Here is a 21898-nt window from a genome sequence, read left to right on the forward strand (position 1 = left end):
AGGGGCACCGCTGTTGCGAAGCTGACACAAATTTCCCGGATGCCGCCGCGGCATAAGGTGGGGGTCATGACAGAGCAGGCCTCCACCGCGGAATCCGCCGAGATTCCGGACATCCCCGGCAAGCCGATCTCGGCGTCCCGGACCACCCTGAGCCACATCATGACCCACAACGACACCAACCTGCTGGGGACGGTGCACGGCGGTGTGATCATGAAGCTGGTCGACGACGCGGCGGGCGCGGTGGCCGGCCGGCACAGCGGCGGGCCCGCCGTCACGGCGTCCATGGACGAGATGGCGTTCCTCGAACCGGTCCGGGTCGGCGATCTCGTCCATGTGAAGGCCCAGGTCAACTGGACCGGCCGGACCTCCATGGAGGTCGGCGTGCGGGTCCTCGCCGAACGCTGGAACGAGTCCACCCCGACCACTCAGGTCGGCTCGGCGTACCTGGTCTTCACCGCCGTGGACGCCGACGGCAAGCCGCGCGCCGTGCCGCCCGTCCTGCCCGAGACCGACCGGGACCGGCGGCGCTACCAGGAGGCCCAGATCCGCCGCACCCACCGCCTGGCCCGCCGCCGCGCCATCAGGGAACTGCGCGAGAAGCGCGCGGCCGAGGGCTACGAGGACTGACGCCGCAGGCCCTCACTACATCAGCCGCACAGCACCTCGTCGCCCGTCACGACCGCGGCGGCACCCTGCTCCACCCGCACCTGGCGCACCTGCCGGTAGTCGCTTCCCGCGACCACCTTGAGCATGGCCCCCTGCCCCGGCACGGCCCGCAGCTCACTGCCCGGCAGCGCCGCGGCGAGCGAGTTCGCCGACCGGTCCCACCGGGGGTCGTAGAGCACGACGGTCCGCCGCACGGTGGGCTCCTTGGCGTCCGCGGGCGCCCCCGTCGTACGGAACCCGGCCGCCGCCAGCGCCTGGTCCACCTGCTTGCCGAGCCCGGCCGCGCCGGTGCCGTTCTCCACCTGGACACGGATCTGCTGCGGGGCGACCTGCACGGTCACCGAAGGGTCCGCCTGCCGCGGCCGCCGCACGGTCAGCGGCCGGTCCTCCCGCAGCGCCCGGAAGAGCCGGTCGGCCTTGGCCCGGTCCCACTTCACCGTCGAGCCGACGCCGTTGACGGGATAGGACGGCTGCGCGATCGGGACGGTGGCGAACTCCGAGGACGACGGGGAGAAGCTGCGCATCGCCCGCCCGAGGTCCAGCAGCTCGTCGGTGTGGAAACCCTGGTCCGCCCGTACCGAGCCCAGCACGGTCAACGCCACGTTCCGGAACTTCATGGGGTTCAGCAGCACCTGGGAGGAGGTCGCCCGCTCGATCAGGGCGGCCAGGAACCGCTGCTGGCGCTTCATCCGGCCGAGGTCGCTGGCCCCGTCGACGTGCCGCGAGCGGACGTACTGGAGTGCCTGGCCGCCGGAGAGCGTGTGCGTGCCGGCCGCCAGGTCCAGGCCGGAGTAGCTGTCCTTCATCGGTTCGGAGGTGCAGATCTGCACCCCGCCGAGGACGTCCACGGTCCTCATGAAAGTGGTGAAGTCCACCTCGAGATAGTGGTCGATCTTCAGTTGGGTCAGGTCCTCGACCGTGCGCACGGTCAGGTGGGGGCCGCCCTCGGCGTACGCCGCGTTGAGCTTGACGGGGTGCGGCCCGTGCCGCCGGCCCGTGTTCTGGTCGACGTGACCGGGCAGCTCGGCGTAGGAGTCCCGGGGCAGGCTCACCACGCTGGCCCGCTGCCGGTCCTGCGACACATGCACGATCATCATCGTGTCGGTGCAGTGGCAGGCCTGGCCGCCCAGCCGGTACTGGCGCCGCTCCCGCTCGCTGATGCGGTCCCTGCCGTCGGTGCCGACCAGCAGGACGTTCATGCCGTGGCCCGCCCGGGGGCGGTTCTTCATGTCCTTGAAGGGGTCGACCCGGGCGATGTCCGCGTCCAGGCTGGAGACCACCGCGTGCCCGATCCCGGCGGAGGCGAGCACCACCACCGACAGCGTGGTCGCCGCCCGCATGGCCCAGCGCGGCCTCCGGCGCGGTGCGGACGCGTACGGGACCCGGGCCGGCCGCGGCGGTGCGGCACGGCGCTGCGGGGCACGCGGTGGCCGCGGGCGGGGCCGGGACGGCGTGGGGGGCATGGGGACACCTCCGCATGGGCGTGGGTGGGCACCGTGAGCACCGTAGGGCCATACGATCTGCTGACCGGCGCAGTGATCCCCACGGCGCGCACCGGTGTCCCCCGTTCGCGGTAACGTGAGCACCGATGAACGCCAAGCCCGACGTGCGGCTCCCCGCCGTTTCTGTGATCATGCCCGTCCTCAACGAGGAACGGCACCTGCGCGGAGCCGTCGAAGCGATCCTCGCGCAGGAGTACGGCGGCGAGATGGAGGTCGTGATCGCCCTCGGTCCGTCCGCGGACCGCACGGACGAGATCGCCGCCGAACTCGTTGCCGAGGACCCGCGCGTGCACACGGTCCCGAACCCCACCGGCCGCACCCCCGCCGCGCTCAACGCCGCGATCAAGGCATCCCGCCATCCGATCGTGGTCCGTGTCGACGGCCACGGGATGCTCTCGCCGGACTACATAGCCACCGCGGTACGGCTCCTGGAGGAGACCGGGGCGCAGAACGTGGGCGGCATCATGCACGCCGAGGGCGAGAACGCCTGGGAGCACGCCGTCGCCGCCGCGATGACCTCGAAGGTCGGGGTGGGCAACGCCGCCTTCCACACCGGCGGCCAGGCCGGCCCGGCCGAAACGGTGTACCTGGGCGTCTTCCGCCGCTCGGCCCTGGAGCAACAGGGCGGCTACAACGAGGAGTTCATCCGCGCCCAGGACTGGGAGCTCAACTTCCGCATCCGCGAGGCGGGCGGCCTGATCTGGTTCTCGCCCGAGCTGCGGGTGTCCTACCGGCCCCGCCCGAACGTCAAGGCCCTCGCCAGGCAGTACAAGGACTACGGCCGCTGGCGGCACGTCGTCGCCCGCTACCACCAGGGTTCCATCAACCTGCGCTACCTCGCCCCGCCGGCCGCGGTGTGCGCCATCGCGGCCGGGATCGTGGTGGGCGCGGCCCTGACCCCGTGGGCCCTGGTGGTCCCCGGTGGCTACCTGGCGGCGATCGCCGCCGGATCGGTCCCCGCGGGCAAGGGCCTTCCCCTGGCGGCACGGCTGCGCATCCCGGTCGCCCTGGCCACCATGCACATGTCCTGGGGCTGGGGTTTCCTGACCAGTCCCAAGTCGCTGGCCAGGAAGGTCATCGCCGCCCGGAGGCCGGCGGTTCCCGCCGCCGACTGAGCGTTCGCGCCGAGCGTTCTCAGGGCCCCTCTCCGCTGGAGAGGGGCCCTGCTCGCGCTACCAGCGGTAGGGCGCGTACACGTCCATGCACTGGCTCTCGTCCGAGCCGTTGATGGCGTCGGAGTTGTCGGGCAGGTCGCCGGCCTTCGGGGTGGCCTCCTTCGGATAGGTGCTCCCCGTACGCCAGTCGGCGCCGACGACGACGGTGACACCGGAGACGTCGGTCGACTTCCGCACCGAACTCAGCGGAATCCCGAGGGCCTTGGCGACGCTCTGCGCGTCGCCCTCCAGGTCCGCGCTCGGGTAGCGCACGAGCGTCTCCTCCTCCGACAGCGCCGCCGAGGTGTCGGCGGTGGCCCGCGTGAAGCCCTTGCCCGCCAGTTCCTGGCCGATCTCGCGCGCCCGGCCGCCGACCGGGGCCTGTGTGGCGGTGCGGGTGCCGTTCTGCACCAGGACGCCCAGCCGGTCGGCCGCGACCGAGGGAGTCCTGTCCGCCGCGCTCTCGCCCGTACTCTTCTTCGCGTTCTTCGCGTTCTTCGCGTCCGGCGCCGGGCCCTTGTCGTCGAAGGGCACGTCGTCGCGGAGCATCTTCCACACCTTCGTGGCGCCGGCGCCGTCCGGGACGACGTGGTTGGCGTTCTGCGGGTCGGCGACATTGGGCATCGTCGTCATGGTGATGCGGTCGGTGGGGACCGTCTTGAGCTGCATGGCCAGGTGGTACAGCTTCTCGACGGTGCCGATCTCCTCGGATACCTGGAGCGACTTCGTGGCCGCCTCCGCGAGGCCCATCAGCCGGCCGGAGTCGGTGAAGACGTTCTGGTTCCGCAGGGTGCGGATCATCGAGTTCATGTACATGTGCTGGGCCCTGGCCCGCAGCAGGTCGCTGCCCCAGGCGTGCCGGGTCCGCAGCCACTGGAGGGCCTGTTTGCCCTTGACCTTGTGCTTGCCCGCCGTCAGCTTCAGGCCGGAGCCCCCGGGCGCCAGGGGCGTGGGGCGGTCCCACACGTTCTGCTTCACACAGACCTCTACGCCGCCGATGGCGTCCGCCATCTTCACCACGCCCGCGAAGTCGATCGTCATCCAGTGGTCGATGTACACACCGGTGAGGCTCTCCCAGGTGGCGAGCGTGCAGCCGGCGCCGCCGCGGGCCAGCGACTCGTTGATGATCTCGTTGACGGGCGGATAGACCTTGCCGGTGCCGGGGTCGGTGCACTTGGGGATGTCGACCCGGGTGTCCCGCGGGATGCTCACCACGGCGGCGCTCTTGCGGTCCGCGGCCAGGTGGATGAGCATCTGCACATCGCCCCGCGGCGGGGTGCCGCGGTTGTCACGGCTGCCGCCCAGCGCGACGTTCGCGTCGGAGTTACGGCTGTCGGAGCCGATCAGCAGGATGTTCATGGGTGTCTGGCCGGCCGAGTTGGGCCTCGACCTCTGCGCCTTGGAGTCACCGCTGCTGCGCTGGCCCTTGCGGATATTGCCGTTCAGGTGCTGGTAGTAGAGGTATCCGGCGCCGGCCGTGCCGAGTACGACCAGCGCGAGCACCATGGCCGACCAGCGCAGTACGCGCCGCGCGGGGCCTCTGCCCTTGGTATCGCGCTCCTTCCCGCCGCGTCCTCCTCCGCCGTGCCGGCCGCGGCCGTCCGATGCGTTGCCCTTGCGCGGCGCGGGAGGTATCGCTTCCTCGACCGCCGACCCCTCCCCGCGCAGACTGCTCTGCGTCACTCCCCGTCCTCCCACCCTGGTGCCATGCCATGAAACAGGCCTGTCGTGCGCCGGGTTAGACGCATGACAGGCCCATAAGGTGGTGCTGTGCGCTCAACTTGCGCATTCGACCTTGTCCGCCGTGGACTTCCCTTCGACCTCCGGGGCCTTCGTCGGCGGCGTGAGCGGCACACCGGCACCCTTGAAGTCCTTGCCCAGGGTCAGCGTCATCGTGGGCATCCCCTGGGAGTTGGTGAAGCTCTTGCCCGGCTTCAGCGCGGCCCCGGACAGTCCCATGAGCGCGGCGAGCTTACGGGCCTGCGGAGCCTGGTCGGGCGCGTACTCGAGCGTGGTCTTGGCGATGTCCTCGGGTGCGTTGGCCGCGTTCTCCGACTTGAGCACGCCCACGGAGGTCTGCAGCCAGCTGACGGTCTCCTGGGCGGCACCGCCGGCGGCCCCTCCGTTGAAGACCCGGACCCGCACCTCGGAGGCCTCGGACTGGGTGCCCTTGAGACGGGCGGCCTCGGCGCTCTTGTCGGCCTTCTTCTTTTTCTTCACCTCGGTGAAGGAGACGTCGTTGTTGATGGCGTCGAAGACCTGGGGGGCCGTGTTCTTGTCGACGACGACTGTCGCGTGGACCTTTTCGGCCGGGTTGTCGACCACCGGCATGGTCAGGAAGGTGATGTTCTTCGGCGGCACCTTCTGCAACTCCTGCGCCACCTCCATGAGGGTGGTGCCCTTGCCGATGCCCTTGTCGACGGTCAGGGCCTTGGTGGCCGCGTTCGCCAGCTTGTACAGCTTGGTCGGGTCGGTGAGCGTGTCACCGGAGGCCATCTTGCGCATCAGCGAGCTGAGGAACTGCTGCTGCACCTTGATGCGGTCCAGGTCGCCCTTGTTGCCCCAGGCGTGCCGGGTACGGACGAAGGCCAGGGCCTGTTCACCCTCGACGGTGGACTCGCCGGCGGGCAGGTCCAGGTGCGAGTCCTTGTCCTTCACCGCGTGCTTGAGGCACACGTCGACTCCGCCGACCGCCGTCGTCAGCGTCTTGACCGCGTTGAAGTCGGCCATCATGAAGTGGTCGGGCTGAATGCCGGTGACCTCTTTGACCGTGCGCATGGTGCAGCCCGGGTCGCGGCCGTCCTGGCCGAGGCTCGTGTTGAAGCGGACGCCGGCCGTTCCAGGGACGACCTTCGTGCTGCCGTCGGGCTGCTTGGTCGGACAGTCCGGCACGTTCGCGATCAGGTCGCGCGGGATGCTCAACGCGGTCGCGTTCGTACGGTCCTTGGCGACGTGCAGCAGGACGTTGGTGTCGGCGTGGCCCACGCTGCCCTTGTCGCCGTAGCCCTCGTTGCCGGCGCCGGTGCGCTTGTCGGTGCCGATGATGAGTATGTTGAAGGCTTCGTCCTTGCTGAAGCCGTTCTTGGCCGCGCTGCCCACGTCGGTGGTGGTGACGTTGCCCTCGAGGTGCTTGAGGACCAGGTAGCCGGCCGTGCCGACGCCGATCAGGACGAGCGCCATGGTGCCGCCGGTCCACATCAGGACCTTCTTGGTCTTCGACTTCTTCTCCGGCCGGCGTCCCCGCCGCCCGGGCGGCTCCTCCGGCGGCGCCGCCCGGCGCCGACGCGGGGTGGGCACGGTCTCGGAGGGGGCGGCCTCGCGGGTCTGCTGCCGTCCGGGCGCCGCCGGGCGCTGCCCGGTCGCCGTGCCTCCGGCTCTGCGGGAGGAGGGCCGACGGGGACCCGGTACCGCCGACTGCGGAGCGGAAGGGGTCAGTTGCAGTTCGTATTCGCCGGTGTCCGGATTGAGCACCCACTGGTCTGCGGGGTCGACATTGTCCGCCCGCCCACGGCCTTGCGCGTCCACGGTTGTCCGAATCCTCCGTCGGGGCCACGCGGCGCCTTGCCCCTCTTGGCGCCAGGTCTGCTTCGCATAGTGCGCGACCCCAGGAAGACCTCGCGGCCAGTCGCACCGGATCGCTCACACTATCCGGCAGATTCAACATCGAGCGACGCTGGTGACAAATTCCACTTCCCTACAAGGGGGCAATCCGCCCATTTCCTTGGACAAAAGTTCGCCTTTGGCCGTGGCTTTACCCGCAGGGGCCCCCAAGTTGGCCGTGTCGTCGCGGAACGACGTCGTGGGCCAGGGTGCGAGCCGCGGATCGCCGGGGCGCGCGCCGCGTCGTGCACAACCCCCGGAAAATACCCACCGTAGTCGCACGACTGCGCAGACGAATCCCTTTCGGGTCCGGAATCCGAATCCGCGGCGGCCGAATTCGCGCCGTTCGCCCCGAATCCCGCATTCCGCGGGATTCGGGGCGAGCGTGTTGCGCGGAGATCCGGGCTCGGAGCCCGGTCGCGTCATCTGGCCGTGGCCGTGACCCGCTCGGACTCGATGCGCTTCGCCAGGGTGTCCTCGGGCAGGCGGTCGAGGTTGCGGCACAGGACGACCGAGGCGCCGGCGGTGAGCGGCGCGTACAGGCCGGCGCTGAGGCCCTCCCAGGTGTCGTACGGCAGCGCCGACAGCAGGCGGGAGGCCGGCCCGGTCAGGTTCAGCTCCGGGGCGTCGCCGCGGGCCCGCTCCACGACTTCCGCCGCCGTGTACTCGGCCCCGGCCACGATCAGCGCCGGCTCCTCCGGGTCCACCGGCGCGAAGGGCGCGAACACGTCGCCCTGCCCCGGCACCTCGACGGCGTAGTCCAGGAAACCCTCCGGCGGTTGCGGGAACCGCCCGCCCAGCGGCCGCAGCGCCAGCGCCACCCGCTCCCCGGAGCACGCGCGGGCCGCGTCCAGCGTGTCCGGTCCGCTGACCACGACATCGGCGACGCCCGCATTCCCGTCGACGTCCGCCACCGCGCCCACCGACGCGCACGCCAGCAGCCACACGGCCGTCTGCCAGTGCGCCGGCAGCATGAGCGCGACCCGGTCGCCGGGTCCGGCGCCGAGGTCCCCCTGGAGGAGGTTCGCGGTCTTGGCCACCCAATTGGAGAAGGTGGCCACGGACAATTCGACGCGTTCGCCGGTGGCGTCGTCGTAGAAGGTCACCAGCGGGCGTCCGGGATCCGCGGCGAGCGCGGAACGCAGCAGGTCGGCAGGGGTGCGTTCGGTGGCGTTCACCCGCGCAAGCGTACGCGGCGCCGGCCCTGCCCGCCGCGTGGTTGGCCACGTGCGGGTGAGTGCCGGGCCACCGGTTCGGCGCAACGGCAGCCGACGGACCGTCAAGTCCCCGATGGACAGGTTTGTCTGACCATGTCCAGGATCTGCGGCATGCGTCGATACGGATTCCTTGCGTGCGCGATCGGTGTCACGTGCACGGCTGCCCTCACCCTCGCACCCGGCCTGACGGGAGGTCGGGCGAGCGCGGAGCCGGCGTCGGCGACCGGGTCGGCAGCCGTCCCCGGCAGCACCCGGTCCCTGCCCCTCGCCCCGCTCACCCGCGACCCCGGCCCCGGCCCCGGCCCCGGCCCCAACCACGGTGCCGCCCTCGAACAGGGCCTGCGCCGCACGGACGTCCGCCACTTCTCCCTGGTCGGCGTCGTCTGGGACGACCCGGACACCGAGTTGCACGGCAGCGTCCGGATCCGCACCCGCTCCGCCGCCACCGGCGTCTGGTCCGGCTGGCAGGACATCGACACCCACAACGCCGACCACGGCGCCGACCCCGGCACGGCCGAACGCACCTCCGGGCACGTGCGCGGCGCCACCTCGCCGCTGTGGGTGGGCGACTGCGACGGCGTCGACGTGCGCGTCCGCGCCGATGCCGGGAGCCGTGACCCGGCCGCCCGGCCGGTCCCGCTGCCCTCGGGCCTGCGCCTGGAACTCGTCGATCCCGGAACCGCCGGCCCCGGCCCACGGCCCGCGGCGCGGGGCTCCGCGGTCGGCGCCGTCGAGCTCCCCGCGCTCGATCGCGAGGACACCGGGCGCGAGTTGCCCGCCCCGCCCGGCGGCGAGCCCACGGCGGACCGGCGCGCGCAGCCCCACGTCGGACCGCGCCCGGGTATCGTCACCCGCCGCGGCTGGGGCGCGGACGAGTCCCTGCGCGAGCGGGGCTTCGTCTACAGCAAGAAGGTCAAGGTGGCGTTCGTGCACCACACCGCCTCCGGCAACAACTACAGCTGCGCGCAGACTCCGGCGGTGATCCGCGCCATCTACCGCTACCACGTCAAGAGCATGGGCTGGCGCGACGTCGGCTACAACTTCCTGATCGACAAGTGCGGGACCATCTACGAGGGCCGGGCCGGCGGTGTGGCGAAGCCCGTACTGGGCGCCCACACCATGGGGTTCAACAGCAACAGCGCGGGGATCGCCGTCATCGGCACCTACGGCACGTCCAAGCCCTCCTCGGCCGCGGTGACGGCCGTCGCACGGCTGACCGCGTGGAAGCTCGGGCTCTACGGGATGAATCCGCGCGGAAAGACATATCTGACCTCCGGCGGTGGCAACCTCTACCAAAAAGGAAAGAGCGTACGCCTGAACGTGATCTCCGGCCACCGGGACGGCTTTGCCACCGACTGCCCGGGACAGCAGCTCTACGGCAAGCTCGCCACGGCCCGCTCGGCCGCGGCGCGCTACCAGGGCCGCTGAGGACGGACGAGGACGGACCGAGGACGAACAGGAAGCGGAGACGACAGGTGACAGAAGCGATCCTCCTGGTCGGCGGCAAGGGCACGCGGCTGCGCCCCCTCACGGTGCACACGCCGAAGCCGATGGTGCGGGCGGCGGGAGTGCCGTTCCTCACCCACCAGCTGGCGCGGGCGAGAGCGGCGGGCGTCGAGCACGTCGTGCTCGCCACCTCCTATCTGGCCGAGGTCTTCGAGCCGTACTTCGGCGACGGCTCCTCGCTCGGACTCCACCTGGAGTACGTGACGGAGGAGGAGCCCCTGGGTACGGGCGGCGCCATCCGCAACGTCGCCTCGCGCCTGCGCTCCGGCCCCGACGAGCCGGTGCTCATCTTCAACGGCGACATCCTGACCGGGCTGGACATCCAGGCCCTGGTGCGCACCCACGAGACCACGGGCGCGGACGTCTCCCTGCACCTGACGAAGGTGCCGGACCCCCGCGCCTACGGCCTGGTCCCCACCGACGGAACCGGCCGCGTCCTGGCCTTCCTGGAGAAGCCGCAGACCCCCGAGGAGATCGTCACCGACCAGATCAACGCGGGGGCGTACGTCTTCCGGCGCTCGCTCATCGACACGATCCCGCAGGGCCGCCCGGTGTCGGTGGAACGGGAGACGTTCCCCGAACTGCTCGCGGCGGGCGCCCACTTGCAGGGCATGGTCGACTCCACCTACTGGCTGGACCTGGGCACCCCGGCCGCCTTCGTGCGCGGCTCCGCGGACCTGGTCCTCGGCCGCGCGCCCTCCCCGGCCGTACCCGGTCGCTGCGGCGACCGCCTGATCCTGCCCACGGCGGTCGTCGCCCCCGGCGCCAAGCTGACCGGCGGCACGGTGGTGGGCGAGGGCGCGTTCGTCGCCGAGGGCGCGCGGGTGTTCGGCAGCGCGATCCTGCCCGGTGCCGTCATCGAGCCCGGTGCCGTCGTCACCGACTCCCTCATCGGCAGCCGTGCCCGCGTCGGCACACGCTCCGTCCTCAACGGCACGGTCATCGGCGACGGCGCGGTGGTCGGCGCCGACAACGAGCTCAGAAACGGCGCGAGAGTGTGGTGCGACGCGAGAATCCCGGCCGGGTCCGTGAGGTTCTCCTCGGACCAGTAGCCGGCCGGGTGGGCGGGACCGGGTACGAAACCGAGAGCGCGGTGAGCCGGCCCGCCCCGCGTCGACCCCACCGCGCGAGCCTGTCGACGCGGGCGGGAGTCCCGGCTCAAAGGCGCCCGATGTCGCCCTTCGGCATCCGCGGCGCCCGCCGGGGCGGCACCCGCCCGCTCAGCAGGATCAGCCGGGCCGCCCGATGCCGCTGCCCGGCGTACGGCTCCAGCAGACGCAGCATCTGCGCGTCGTCCGCGTTCCGGTCCCCGGCCAGCGCCCACCCCACGATGCCCGGCAGATGCAGATCGCCGACCGTCACGGCGTCCGCCGCGCCATGACTGCGCTGCACCGTCTCCGCCGACGTCCACGGTCCGATGCCGGGCACCAGCTCCAGCCGCTCCCGCGCCCGCTCCGGAGGCATCCGCGCCGCCTCCTCCAGCCGCGCGGCGACCCGCACCGCCCGCAGCACGGTCGACGCCCGCTTGTCGTCGACCCCGGCCCGGTGCCACTCCCACGACGGGATCAGCGCCCATGTCCGCGGCGCCGGCATGACGTACATACGTCCCGGGGCGGGTCCGGGCGCCGGCTCCCCGTACGTGCGCACCAGCATCCGCCAGGCCGCGTACGCCTCGACCGTCGTCACCTTCTGTTCCAGGACCGACGGGATCAGCGACTCCAGCACCAGGCCGGTCCGGGTCAGCCGCAACCCCGGCCGCCGGTGCCGGGTCAGCGCGAGCAGCCGGTGCCGCGGTACGAACGCGGACGGGTCGTCGGCGGCCCCGAGCAACTGGGGCAGCTGCTCCAGCAGCCATTCGCCGCCCGGTCCCCACGCCTCACCGCGCACCGTCCCGCCATGAGCGGACACGCGCAGCGTCCCGGGCCCGAGCGGTGTGCGGCCGGTGCGCCACACCGAACCGTCGGGCATCGCCCGGAACGTGGGATCGCCCTGCCCCCGCCGCAGCGGTCCGAGCACGAGCCCCAGGTCCAGCGGCCCGTCCGGCACCCAGGTGCGGACCCGCCCCGGCGCGGCGGCCTGCCGGGGCACGGCCGCGGGCGCGCCGGCCTGCCCACCGCGCACGGTGGGACGCGGGGGCCGCGGAGCGAATCGTCCTGCCACGAATGAGATCCAGGGTTGCCTTGAGGTGCCGTACGAGCCTATGCGGTCACAGGGAGACGACGAACGCCCCCGCGTCCCGCTCCGGCCGCGGCTTCGGCTGCTCCGCCGGATGCCCGACGGCGACCGCCCCCATCGGATCCCAGTCCGCGGGCAGCCCCAGCACCTCGCGCACCACGTCCCGGCAGAACATCGTCGAGGACACCCACGCCGAGCCGAGCCGCTCGCCGGCCAGCGCGACCAGGAAGTTCTGCACCCCGGCCCCGGCGGCGACCACGAACATCTCCCGCTCGGCGCCGTCCCGCCGCTCGTCGCCGTACTCGTGCGAGCCGTCCATGACGAGGCACGGCACCACGAGGTACGGCGCGTTGCGCAGCACGTCCCCGCGCCGGATCCGCCGGGCGATCGACTCCTCGCTCTTTCCGTCCCGCCGCAGGTCCGCGGTCCAGGCCTCCCGCATCGCGTCGAGCAGCCGGGCGCGCGACTGCGCGGACTCGAGGAGCACGAACCGCCACGGCGTGGTGTGGTGCGGCGCGGGCGCGGTCACCGCCGCGGCCACCGCCCGCCGTACCGCGCCGGGATCGACGGGCTCGTCGGTGAAGGACCGCACGGTACGCCGCTGGGTCACCGCCTCCCGCACGGCCTCGGAGGTCCCCAGCCGGAACATGTCGTCGCGCGCGTCACGCACCATGACCCGCGCTCCTCCCCCGTCCTCACCGTTCTCCTCGACCACCACATGCCGCAGCCCGCGCACCACGGCGACCGGCAGCCCGGCGGCCTTGCCCTTGACCAGGTCGCCCGCGGCGGCGAGTTCGTCGGCGGTGGCGACGACGGTGGCGTTCAGCGGGTTGCCGTGCGCGTCCGCGCCGCCGCGCAGATCGTCCAGCACGCGTACGCCCGCGGCGCCGATGGCGACGTCGGTGAGCCCCGCGCGCCAGGGCCGCCCGAAGGTGTCGGTGACGAGCACTCCGACGGTGACGCCGAGGGCGTCGCGCAGCCCGTCCCGGATCGCGCGCGCGGACGCGTCCGGATCCTCCGGGAGCAACAGCACCGTGCCGGGAGGGGTGTTGGACGCGTCGACTCCGGCGGCCGCCATGATGTGCCCCTGCCGGTTCTGCACGATCCGCAGCGCTCCGCGCCGGGCCACGACCCGTACGGTCTCGGCGTCGATCGCGGCCTCCCGGTCGGCCGCCCGGACCAGCCGGCCCTCGGCCTTGGAGACGATCTTCGAGGTGACGAGCAGCACGTCCCCGTCGGCCAGTCCGGGCTCCGCGCCGGCGATCAGCTTGGCCAGCTCGTCCCCCTGCGCGACCTCGGGGATCCCGGGCACCGCCCAGACCCGGAACTCCGGGGCGGCGGCCGGTGACTCCTCCGTCGTGCCGTTCATGCTCCGCGCACCTCCTCGGCCAGCGCGAGCGCCTCGCCCGCCATCCGGGCGGCGGCGTCGACGTCGGTCATCATCAGCGGCACCGCCCTGCACCGGATGCCCGCGGTCTCGACCCGCTCGACCGAGGCCTCGTCGACCGTGTCGACGAGCCAGCCGTCCAGCAGCCCCGAGCCGTAGTGCTCGGCCACCGCCGCGGCCGTGGACTCCACGCCGACCGCGGCGAGGACCTTGTCGGCCATGCCGCGCACGGGCGCGTCCCCGACGATGGGGGACAGACCGATCACCGGTACCCCTGTGTCGGCGATGGCCTCCCGGATGCCGGGCACCGCGAGGATGGTGCCGATGGAGACGACGGGGTTGGAGGGAGGGAAGAGGATCACGTCGGCCTGGGCGATCGCCTCCAGCACGCCGGGCGCCGGCTTGGCCTGTTCCGCGCCGACCGGCACCACGGCTTCCGCCGGTACCGAGGCCCGCAGCCGCACCCAGTACTCCTGGAAGTGGACGGCCTTGCGCTCGCCGGGGCCCGGGGCGGCGCCGCTGTCGGGCAGCGTGACCGCGACATGCGTCTCCACCCGGTCGTCGGTCATCGGGATCAGCCGCACCCCCGGCTTCCACCGGTCGCACAGCGCCTCGGTCACCGCGCTGAGCGGATACCCGGCGCCGATCATCTGAGTGCGCACGATGTGCGTGGCGAAGTCGCGGTCGCCCAGACCGAACCAGTCCGGTCCGACGCCGTACGCCGCGAGTTCCTCCTTGAGATGGAAGGTCTCGTCGGTCCGGCCCCAGCCCTGCTCCTCGTCGATGCCGCCGCCGAGCGTGTACATCACCGTGTCCAGGTCCGGGCAGATCTTCAGCCCGAAGAGGTGGATGTCGTCGCCGGTGTTGCCGATGACCGTGACGTCCGCGTCCGGCACGGCCCGCTTCAGGCCGCGCAGGAACCGGGCACCACCGATGCCGCCTGCCAGAACCACAATCCGCATGGACACAGTGTGTCAGCCGCCGGGCCGACTCGTTGCGGCCTGTGGACAGCGGCCTGTGGACAGCGGCCTGTGGACAAGGGACACGTCCCTCGCCGGCGGCTCAGGCTCCGGCCGCGCCCGCCGGGCCGGGGAGGACCCCCGCGCACTGGGCGGCGGTGTGGGCCGCCGCGGTCGAGGACCGGGCGTGCATGGGCATCTCGGTCAGGCCGGGGAAGTACACGTGCAGGCTGACCGCCGGCTCCAGTGTGTCGTTGACGACCTCGTGCGCGTAGCCGGGTGCGAACACGCGCTGCGCGCCCGCGCCCAGCGCGCGCGTGCCCCGCGCGGTGCGCTCGGTCAGCTCGCCGTCCAGGACCGTGAGCACGCCGGAGGAGGGGCCGTGGTCGTGCAGTCCGCTGCCCTGTCCGGGCACCCAGGACAGCAGCCACACCTCGTAGCCCGGGCCGGTGCGCAGCCGGTGGTACCAGCGGGTCGTCGCGTCGTAGCGGACGAGGTGCGCCCACTGGGCGCGGTCGGCGGCGAGGGAGCGGGCCAGGCCGACGAACTCGGCCACGGTGGAGGGGTGTTCGCGGGGGGCCTGGAGCAGGTGCGGGACGTCGAGGAGGTCGCCGGCGATCTGGAGGTCACTGTCGCTGTTCATGAGGGTGGGAGGTTCCTCGGTGAAAGAAGGTCAGAGGGAACAGGGGCCCGGCCGAAAAGGTCCGGACGACGGCTGGAGCACGCGTGACGCGCGGGGGCTCAACAGCCGCAACAGCGACAGCTGCAGCGAGCGTGGGCAGCACCGAGGGACCCGGCGGTGCGGGTCGTGGTGAGTGCCGAGTTCGCGAGCATGCCCACTAGGCAAGCGGCTCACACCCCCACTGTCAACTTGGCGCCCGGAATGTGGGACATGTTTCACCTCATCCGGTTCATCTCGCAGACGAAAGGTTTGCTCGTGTGGGTACCGGGACACATGGCGCTCATGCCGGGCGCGCAAGCCCCGTTGCGATCCCGTGATCAGACCGTGATCCAGGTCGCTTCGGTGTGCGTGTCGGAACGAGATCGAAGTCCGGGGCGTCCTTCCCTGTGCGGGCTCCGCGTGGGGTGCGAGACCTTCGGAGCCTCGGCCGTGTGTCAGGGTTTATGCCGATTTGAACACTTTCCGTATGGCCTTGGTTCCGCAGAGTGAATAAGGGGCTCAATAGCAGATCTCGGCTTGACTCGCCCGGAGCAGCACACTTGTAATTTCACTCGTGTCGTTCAGCCGGACAGATAACGGCTGCATCACGGGGACGCGAAAGACAGACGAGGGGCGCACATGACCGAGCTGGTGCAGCAACTGCTGGTCGACGACGCGGACGAGGAACTCGGCTGGCAGGAGCGCGCGCTGTGCGCCCAGACCGACCCCGAGTCCTTCTTCCCCGAGAAGGGCGGCTCCACCCGCGAGGCCAAGAAGGTCTGCCTCGCCTGCGAGGTCCGCTCCGAGTGCCTCGAGTACGCCCTCGCCAACGACGAGCGCTTCGGCATCTGGGGCGGCCTGTCCGAGCGGGAGCGCCGCCGGCTGAAGAAGGCGGCCGTCTGACCGCCGTACCGCCGCAGGCTCCGCTCACATCCCCCGGAAAACGTCACGAACGGCCCGTCGCAGGTGGGTTATCCACAGGCGGCGGGCCGCCTTGTTGGCCAGCCGATAGTGTGGTCGCTCGTCCGACACGCCCCCCTGCCCCCACCGGGCACAGGCGTCCACCGAAGTCCACCGAACCGGGGCCCGTATCTCGATGTCCGTGCACAGCCATACGGCAGCCCACTACGACGGCGCTGCCCCAGTGCCCGACCCCGCGCGCGCGACGGTGTCCGACCAGACCGGCACACCGGAGTACCCGCGCCACGTCGTCACCGCCGTGCTCGTCTCCCACGACGGCGCGCGCTGGCTGCCCGACGCGCTTGCCGGCCTGCTCGGCCAGGAGCGCCCCGTGCAGTACGCCGTGGCCGCCGACACCGGCAGCGCTGACGAGTCGGCCCAGGTGGTCACCGACGCCCTCGGCGCCGACCGCGTCCTGCACCTCGCCCGGCGCACCGGCTTCGGACAGGCCGTCGAGGAGGCCGTCCACAGCGCCCCGGTCCTCACCCCGGACGACCTGCCGTACCTCAAGCGCCCCAGCAGCTGGGACCCCGTCACGCGCACCTGGCGCGACGAGACCTACGACCTGCCCGAACTGCCGTACGGGGAGCCGGTGCAGTGGCTGTGGCTGCTGCACGACGACTGCGCCCCCGAACCCGACGCCCTGGCCCAGCTGCTGCGCGTCGTGGAGAACGAGTACGAACTCGGCCGGGACGACGTGGCGGTGGTCGGCCCCAAGCTGCGCGGCTGGTACGACCGCAGGCAGCTCCTCGAAGTGGGCGTCAGCATCGCCAACTCCGGACGCCGTTGGACCGGCCTCGACCGGCGCGAGCAGGACCAGGGCCAGCACGACCACGTGAGGCCCGTGCTGTCGGTGTCCACCGCCGGAATGCTGATCCGGCGTGACATCTTCGAGGAACTGGGCGGGTTCGACCGCCGGCTCCCCCTGATGCGCGACGACGTCGACCTGTGCTGGCGTGCCCTCTCCGCCGGCCACCGTGTCCTGGTCGCCCCCGAAGCCGTCGTACGGCACGCCGAGGCGGCCTCCCGCGAGCGCCGCACCGTCGACTGCGTCGGCCGCACCGCCGCCTCCCCGCACAAGGTCGACAAGGCCGGCGCCGTCTACACGCTGCTCGTCAACACCAGCACGGCAGCGCTGCCCTGGGTGCTGCTGCGCCTGGTCCTGGGCACCCTGCTGCGGACCGTCGCCTACCTCGTCGGCAAGGTGCCGGGGCAGGCCGTCGACGAGATCCGCGGTCTGATGGGCGTCCTGCTGCGGCCCGAGCGGATCATCGCGGGCCGCGGCAGACGCGGCAAGCCGCAGATCGACAAGGGGGAGCTGCGGGCGCTGCTCCCGCCGCCGGGCGCCACCATCCGCGTCACGGTGGAACAGGTCGCGGGCAACCTCGTGGGCGGCTCCGACGCCGAGGCGTCCTCGGCCGGCCGGCACGGCGGCGCGATCGAGTCCGGGCCCGGCGGCGACGACGCCGACTTCCTGGAGATCGAGCAGTTCGCCCGTCTCAAGCGCATCGCCCGCAAACCCGGCCCGGTGCTCTTCCTGGTGCTGCTGTTCGTCTCCCTGGCCGCCTGCCGCGGTCTGCTCGGCGGCGGCGCGCTCGCGGGCGGCGCCCTGCTGCCCGCGCCCGCCGACTCCTCCGAACTGTGGTCGCGCTACCTCGACTCCTGGCACCCGGTGGGCGCGGGCGGCACCCCGTCCGCGCCTCCGTACCTGGCGATGGTCGCGACGCTCGCCTCCCTGCTGCTCGGCTCGACCGGGCTCGCGGTCACCGTCCTGCTGGTCGGCTCGGTACCGCTGGCCGGATTCACCGCGTACTTCGCCTCCCGCCCGCTGGTTCCCTCCCGCCTGCTGCGCGCCTGGGGCGCCGTCGCCTACGCCTTCCTGCCGGCCACCACCGGCGCGCTGGCCGGCGGCCGCATCGGCACCGCCGTACTGGCCGTGCTGCTGCCGCTGATCGCCCGTGCGGGAGTCGCGGCCGCCGGCCTGGCCAAAGCCCCCGGCAGCCGCGGCAGTTGGCGGGCCACCTGGGCGTACGCGCTGCTGCTGACCGTCACCACCGCGTTCACGCCGATCGTGTGGCCCATCGCGCTCCTGCTCGGCCTCGGCGTGCTGGTCGTGCGCCGCGACGACATCGTGGCCCACGGGCTGCGCTTCCTGGCGCAGTTGGGCACCCCGCTGCTGGTCCTCGCGCCCTGGTCGCTGTCGCTGCTGCCGTTCGGCTTCTTCCACGAGGCCGGCCTGGAGTACGGCTCCTCGGCGGCCTCCGCTCTCGATCTGCTCGGCGCCGGCCCGGGCGGACCCGGCACGGTGCACGGGCTGATGCTCATCGGCATCGTCCTGGCCGCGCTGGCCGCCCTGCTGCGCTCCGAGCGCCAGTTCGCGATCTGGACGGCCTGGGCGGTCGCCCTGGTGGCGCTCGTCTTCGCCGTGCTGTCCAACGGCTCCACCTGGGCCGGCCCGGCCACCCTCGTCTACGGCCTCGCCCTGCTCGCCGCCGCCGCGCTCGGCGCCGACGGGGCACGCGCGCGCGTGGCCGAGCAGAGCTTCGGCTGGCGCCAGCCGGTCGCCGCGCTGATCGCCTTCGCCTCGGCCGCCGGACCCCTGCTCGTCGCCGCCGGCTGGATGATCCGCGGCGCCGACGGCCCGGTGGAGCGGCGCGACCCCGTGCAGGTGCCCGCGTTCGTCGCCGAGGAGAGCGGCACCCGCGACCAGGCCCGCACCCTGGTGCTCGACAGCGACTCGCCCGCGCACGTCGGCTACATGCTCGTACGCGGCTCCGGCGCCCGCATGGGCGACGCCGAACTCGCCGCGGTGAACGGCGGGAACAAGCAACTGGACAAGGTCGTCGCCAACCTGGTCGCCGGCTCCGGCGCCGACCAGGCCGGCCAGCTCGGCGGTTTCGCCGTGCGCTACGTCCTGGTCCACAAGGGCGCGCCCCGTGACGTCAGCCGCGTCCTGGACGCCACGCCCGGCCTGACCCGGCTCAGCCAGCAGGACGGCAGCGCCCTGTGGCGGGTGAACCAGGAGGTCTCGCGCGCCGCCATCGTGCCCGCCGCGGGCTCCGGCACCGCCCAGCCCGTCGCCGCCGGACCCGTCGAGATCCACACAACGATCCCGTCCGGGGCCGAGGGCCGCGTGCTGCGACTGGCCGACTCCGCCGACGCGGGCTGGACGGCCACCCTGGACGGCAGGCCGCTCACCCGCACCACCGTCGACGACTGGGCCCAGGGCTTCCAGCTCCCCGCCTCCGGCGGCAAGCTGGACGTCACCTTCGAGGACCCGTTCGCCCACACGGCCTGGCTGTGGGCCCAGGGCGCCCTCGCCGTCTTCCTCGTCGTGCTCGCGCTGCCCGGCCGGCGCCGCGACGTCGACGACGACCTGCCGGAGGAGGAGCTCGTTCCCGCCCAGGCCGTCGCCGGGGAGGGCCGCCGGGCCCGCAGGCTGCGGGCCCAGGCCGAGGCCGAGGCAGACGAGGCCGGACAGGGCGAAGCCGGTCAGGAGGGGTTCGGTCAGGAGGAGTTCGGGCGCCAGGAGTTCGCGGCGGAACCGGGCACCGTGCCGCCTCCCGCCGCGGACGAGGAGCCCGCCGCCGTCCCGCATCAGCAGTCCTACGACGAGTGGGACACCACCGCCTACGCGGGAGCCCCGACCGAGTACGGCGCCTACGACGACGGCCAGTACCAGGGCGCCCAGCCGCAGCAGTACCCGGCGGGCGGCTACGACCAGGCGTACCAGGCCGACCCGTACCAGGGCGGCCAGTACGACCCGTACGGCTACGGCGGCCAGACCCCGGCGGCGCCCTACGACCAGACGTACCAGCAGGGATACGAGGAGCCGTACGACCCGGCTCAGCACCACCCGCACGGCAACGGCAACGAGCGCCCCGACGGGAGCCAGCAGTGAACCGCACGACCCTGTCCCTGATCGCCGGCGTGACCGCGCTCGCCGCCGTCACCGGATTCGCCGCGCTGGACACGCCGGACGCCGCGGGCGCCGGCCCCGCCACGGCGGCCGCGCAGCTGCCCGTCGAGCGCACGACCCTGGTGTGCCCGACGCCGAGCACCTCCGACATAGCCGACACCGCGTACACGTCCTTCACCCCCGTGACCACGGGCACCGGGGGCACGGGCAAGGCCCAGCTCATGCCCGCCACCGAGCAGTCGGACACGGGCGACGGGAAGGACGGGAAGGACACGGCCAAGGGCGGCTCCACGGGCAAGACCAAGGACGGCGGGAAGAACAAGACCGCCAAGTCGATCCTGGAACCCAAGGAGCCCGGCACACCCGTCACCGGCGACACCTCGGGCGGCGAAGCGCCCGCGCTGATCGGCACGGCCGAGGGCAAGTTCGCGCCCGGCTGGACGGTGCAGCAGACCACCGAGGTCGCCGCGGGCGCCGGCCGCGGGGTGCTGGGCGTGACCTGCACCGCACCGGACACCCAGTTCTGGTTCCCCGGCGCGAGCACGGCCGCCGCCCGGTCCGACTACATCCACCTGACCAACCCGGACGACTCCCCGGCCGTCGTCGACATCGAGCTCTACGGCGCGGAGGGCGTCGTGAAGTCGCCCGCCGGCGAGGGCGTCACCGTTGCGCCGCACTCCAGCGAGCCGCTCCTGCTGTCCACGCTCACCGACTCGGCGCAGCAGGACCTCACGGTGCACGTGAGCGTGCGCAGCGGCCGGGTCGGGGCGGCGGTGCAGGCCCTCGACAACAGTCTGGGCGGGGACTGGCTGGCGGCGTCCGCGGACCCGGCGGGCAGCCTCGTGCTCCCGGGCATCCCCAAGGACGCCACGGACGTACGGCTGGTCGCCTTCACACCCGCCGACTCCGACGCCGACCTGAAGGTGCGCCTCGCCTCCCCGTCCGGGCTGATCACGCCCGCCGGGCACGAGACGGTTCACCTCAAGGGCGGGATGACGACCGCCGTCGACCTCGGCGAGGTCACGCGCGAGGAGGCGGGGTCTCTGGTGCTGACCCCGACCTCGCGGTCGGTGCCCGTGGTCGCGGCGCTGCGGGTGCTCAGGGGCAAGGGCGACCGGCAGGAGACGGCGTTCATCCCGGCGGCCGGCCCGTTCATGACCCGGGCGACCTCGCCCGACAACAGTGCCAAGGGCTCGACGCTGTCGCTGACGGCTCCCACCGCCACCGCACAGGTCAAGGTCACCGCGTCGGCGGGCAGCGGGGGCGGCACGGCCGTCTCGAAGACCTACACGATCAAGGAAGGCACGACCCAGGACATCGCCCCGCCGGTGCCGTCCGGCCTGAAGGGGACGTACGCGCTCACGGTGGAGCGGATCTCCGGCGGCCCGGTCTACGGGGCGCGCACCCTCACGGCGTCGCGGGAGGGCAACCCCGGCTTCACGATCCAGACGCTGCCGGACGACCGGGGGATGGTGTCGGTGCCGCACGCGGAGCAGGACCTGTCGGTGCTGCAGAAGTGAGCCTGGCGGTCTGGGGGCGGCCCGGCGACGGGCCGGGCCGGTCCTCGCCGTACCGGGGCGGTCAGTCCTCGCCGTACCGGGGGTCGACCGTCTCCGGGGTCAGCCCCAGCAGCTCGGCCACCTGCTCGACGACGATCTCGTGCACCAGGGCGGCGCGCTCGTCGCGGCCCTTGGTGCGGATCTCCACCGGCCGCCGGTAGACGACCACGCGTGCGCGTCGCCCCTCACGCGACGCGACCGTGCCCCCGAGCGGCACCGCCTCGTCGCTCCACGGCTGCCCCGGCCCGTCCAGCCGCGGCACCTCCACCACGAAGAAGTCGACGTCGGCCAGTTGCGGCCAGCGCCGCTCCAGCCGGTCCACGGAGTCCTGCACCAGATCCGCGAACGCCTCGGCGCGGCTCGCGGCGAGCGGCACCTGCGGCGGGGCGATCGGGCCGCGCATGCCCCGGCCGTGGCGATCACGTCGGCGGGGCCCGGGGCCGGCGGCACGGGGCGGTACACGGTTGTCCATCACTGGTGAAGGGTAGTCCCCGGCGTCCCCGGGTGCCCGGTCCCGCGCGTCATCCCGGACCCCGTGCCGGACCCCGTGCCGGACCCCGTGCCGGACCCCGTGCCGGACCCCGTGCCGGACCCCGTGCCGGACCCCGTGCCGGACCCCGTGCCGGACCCCGT

General features: G+C 72.8%; 16 protein-coding genes. 7 read left to right on the forward strand and 9 right to left on the reverse strand.

Features of this window, described 5'->3' with window-relative positions; all coding sequences use genetic code 11:
- The first annotated feature begins 66 nt into the window (after positions 1-66).
- On the forward strand, positions 67-627 hold the full coding sequence (locus ACFY3J_RS19215) for an acyl-CoA thioesterase (RefSeq protein WP_384179133.1): 561 nt from the start codon (positions 67-69) through the stop codon (positions 625-627).
- A 20-nt stretch (positions 628-647) separates the two neighbouring features.
- On the opposite strand, the gene ACFY3J_RS19220 is transcribed toward ACFY3J_RS19215, so the two are convergent.
- Positions 648-2129, reverse strand: coding sequence for an LCP family protein (locus tag ACFY3J_RS19220; RefSeq protein ID WP_390841318.1), 1482 nt, complete (start codon positions 2127-2129; stop codon positions 648-650).
- A gap of 125 nt (positions 2130-2254) precedes the next feature.
- Here ACFY3J_RS19220 and ACFY3J_RS19225 point away from each other — a divergent pair, with 125 nt between their 5' ends.
- Positions 2255-3283 carry a glycosyltransferase family 2 protein gene (locus ACFY3J_RS19225; protein WP_390841319.1) on the forward strand — a complete coding sequence of 343 codons (1029 nt, stop codon included), beginning with the start codon at positions 2255-2257 and terminating at the stop codon, positions 3281-3283.
- A gap of 57 nt (positions 3284-3340) precedes the next feature.
- Here the strand turns inward: ACFY3J_RS19225 and ACFY3J_RS19230 are convergent, their stop codons facing one another.
- The 3 genes from ACFY3J_RS19230 to ACFY3J_RS19240 form a co-directional block, all read right to left on the reverse strand.
- A complete protein-coding gene (locus ACFY3J_RS19230) occupies positions 3341-5005 on the reverse strand; it encodes an LCP family protein (RefSeq protein WP_390841320.1) in 1665 nt (554 codons plus the stop codon).
- Between the two features lie 93 nt (positions 5006-5098).
- Positions 5099-6847, reverse strand: a complete 1749-nt coding sequence (locus ACFY3J_RS19235; RefSeq protein WP_384179141.1) for an LCP family protein — start codon at positions 6845-6847, stop codon at positions 5099-5101.
- Positions 6848-7344: 497 nt separating this feature from the next.
- The gene (locus ACFY3J_RS19240; protein WP_384179143.1) at positions 7345-8100 is read right to left on the reverse strand and encodes a TIGR03089 family protein; all 756 of its coding nucleotides are present in this window, start codon (positions 8098-8100) and stop codon (positions 7345-7347) included.
- A gap of 132 nt (positions 8101-8232) precedes the next feature.
- Here ACFY3J_RS19240 and ACFY3J_RS19245 point away from each other — a divergent pair, with 132 nt between their 5' ends.
- A complete protein-coding gene (locus ACFY3J_RS19245) occupies positions 8233-9567 on the forward strand; it encodes a peptidoglycan recognition protein (RefSeq protein WP_384179145.1) in 1335 nt (444 codons plus the stop codon).
- 47 nt (positions 9568-9614) lie between these two features.
- Complete coding sequence (locus tag ACFY3J_RS19250) at positions 9615-10697, forward strand: sugar phosphate nucleotidyltransferase (protein WP_384179147.1); 1083 nt, start codon at positions 9615-9617, stop codon at positions 10695-10697.
- A 106-nt stretch (positions 10698-10803) separates the two neighbouring features.
- Here ACFY3J_RS19250 and ACFY3J_RS19255 read toward each other — a convergent pair whose 3' ends face one another.
- The 4 genes from ACFY3J_RS19255 to ACFY3J_RS19270 form a co-directional block, all read right to left on the reverse strand.
- Positions 10804-11805: a DNA-3-methyladenine glycosylase family protein gene (locus ACFY3J_RS19255; protein ID WP_384179149.1), complete on the reverse strand. Its 1002-nt coding sequence runs from the start codon at positions 11803-11805 to the stop codon at positions 10804-10806.
- A 46-nt stretch (positions 11806-11851) separates the two neighbouring features.
- On the reverse strand, positions 11852-13189 hold the full coding sequence (locus tag ACFY3J_RS19260; RefSeq protein ID WP_390841321.1) for a coenzyme F420-0:L-glutamate ligase: 1338 nt from the start codon (positions 13187-13189) through the stop codon (positions 11852-11854).
- Positions 13186-14169, reverse strand: a complete 984-nt coding sequence (cofD, locus tag ACFY3J_RS19265) for a 2-phospho-L-lactate transferase (protein WP_390841322.1) — start codon at positions 14167-14169, stop codon at positions 13186-13188. The genes ACFY3J_RS19260 and cofD overlap by 4 nt, the downstream gene beginning before the upstream one ends.
- A 100-nt stretch (positions 14170-14269) precedes the next feature.
- Positions 14270-14809 carry a cysteine dioxygenase gene (locus ACFY3J_RS19270; protein ID WP_390841323.1) on the reverse strand — a complete coding sequence of 180 codons (540 nt, stop codon included), beginning with the start codon at positions 14807-14809 and terminating at the stop codon, positions 14270-14272.
- A gap of 657 nt (positions 14810-15466) precedes the next feature.
- On the opposite strand from ACFY3J_RS19270, the gene ACFY3J_RS19275 reads away from it, so the two are divergent.
- The 3 genes from ACFY3J_RS19275 to ACFY3J_RS19285 all read left to right on the forward strand — a co-directional run bounded on the left by ACFY3J_RS19275 (position 15467) and on the right by ACFY3J_RS19285 (position 21226).
- A complete protein-coding gene (locus ACFY3J_RS19275) occupies positions 15467-15730 on the forward strand; it encodes a WhiB family transcriptional regulator (RefSeq protein ID WP_003975777.1) in 264 nt (87 codons plus the stop codon).
- Positions 15731-15923: 193 nt separating this feature from the next.
- The gene (locus ACFY3J_RS19280; RefSeq protein WP_390841324.1) at positions 15924-19688 is read left to right on the forward strand and encodes a glycosyltransferase; all 3765 of its coding nucleotides are present in this window, start codon (positions 15924-15926) and stop codon (positions 19686-19688) included.
- On the forward strand, positions 19685-21226 hold the full coding sequence (locus tag ACFY3J_RS19285) for a DUF5719 family protein (protein WP_384179159.1): 1542 nt from the start codon (positions 19685-19687) through the stop codon (positions 21224-21226). Before ACFY3J_RS19280 ends, ACFY3J_RS19285 begins: the two co-directional genes overlap by 4 nt.
- 61 nt (positions 21227-21287) lie before the next feature.
- Here ACFY3J_RS19285 and ACFY3J_RS19290 read toward each other — a convergent pair whose 3' ends face one another.
- Positions 21288-21737: a metallopeptidase family protein gene (locus ACFY3J_RS19290; protein WP_361412064.1), complete on the reverse strand. Its 450-nt coding sequence runs from the start codon at positions 21735-21737 to the stop codon at positions 21288-21290.
- Positions 21738-21898 lie beyond the last annotated feature (161 nt).

The sequence above is a fragment of the Streptomyces sp. NPDC001231 genome (assembly GCF_042896885.1).
Taxonomy (GTDB): Bacteria; Actinomycetota; Actinomycetes; order Streptomycetales; family Streptomycetaceae; genus Streptomyces.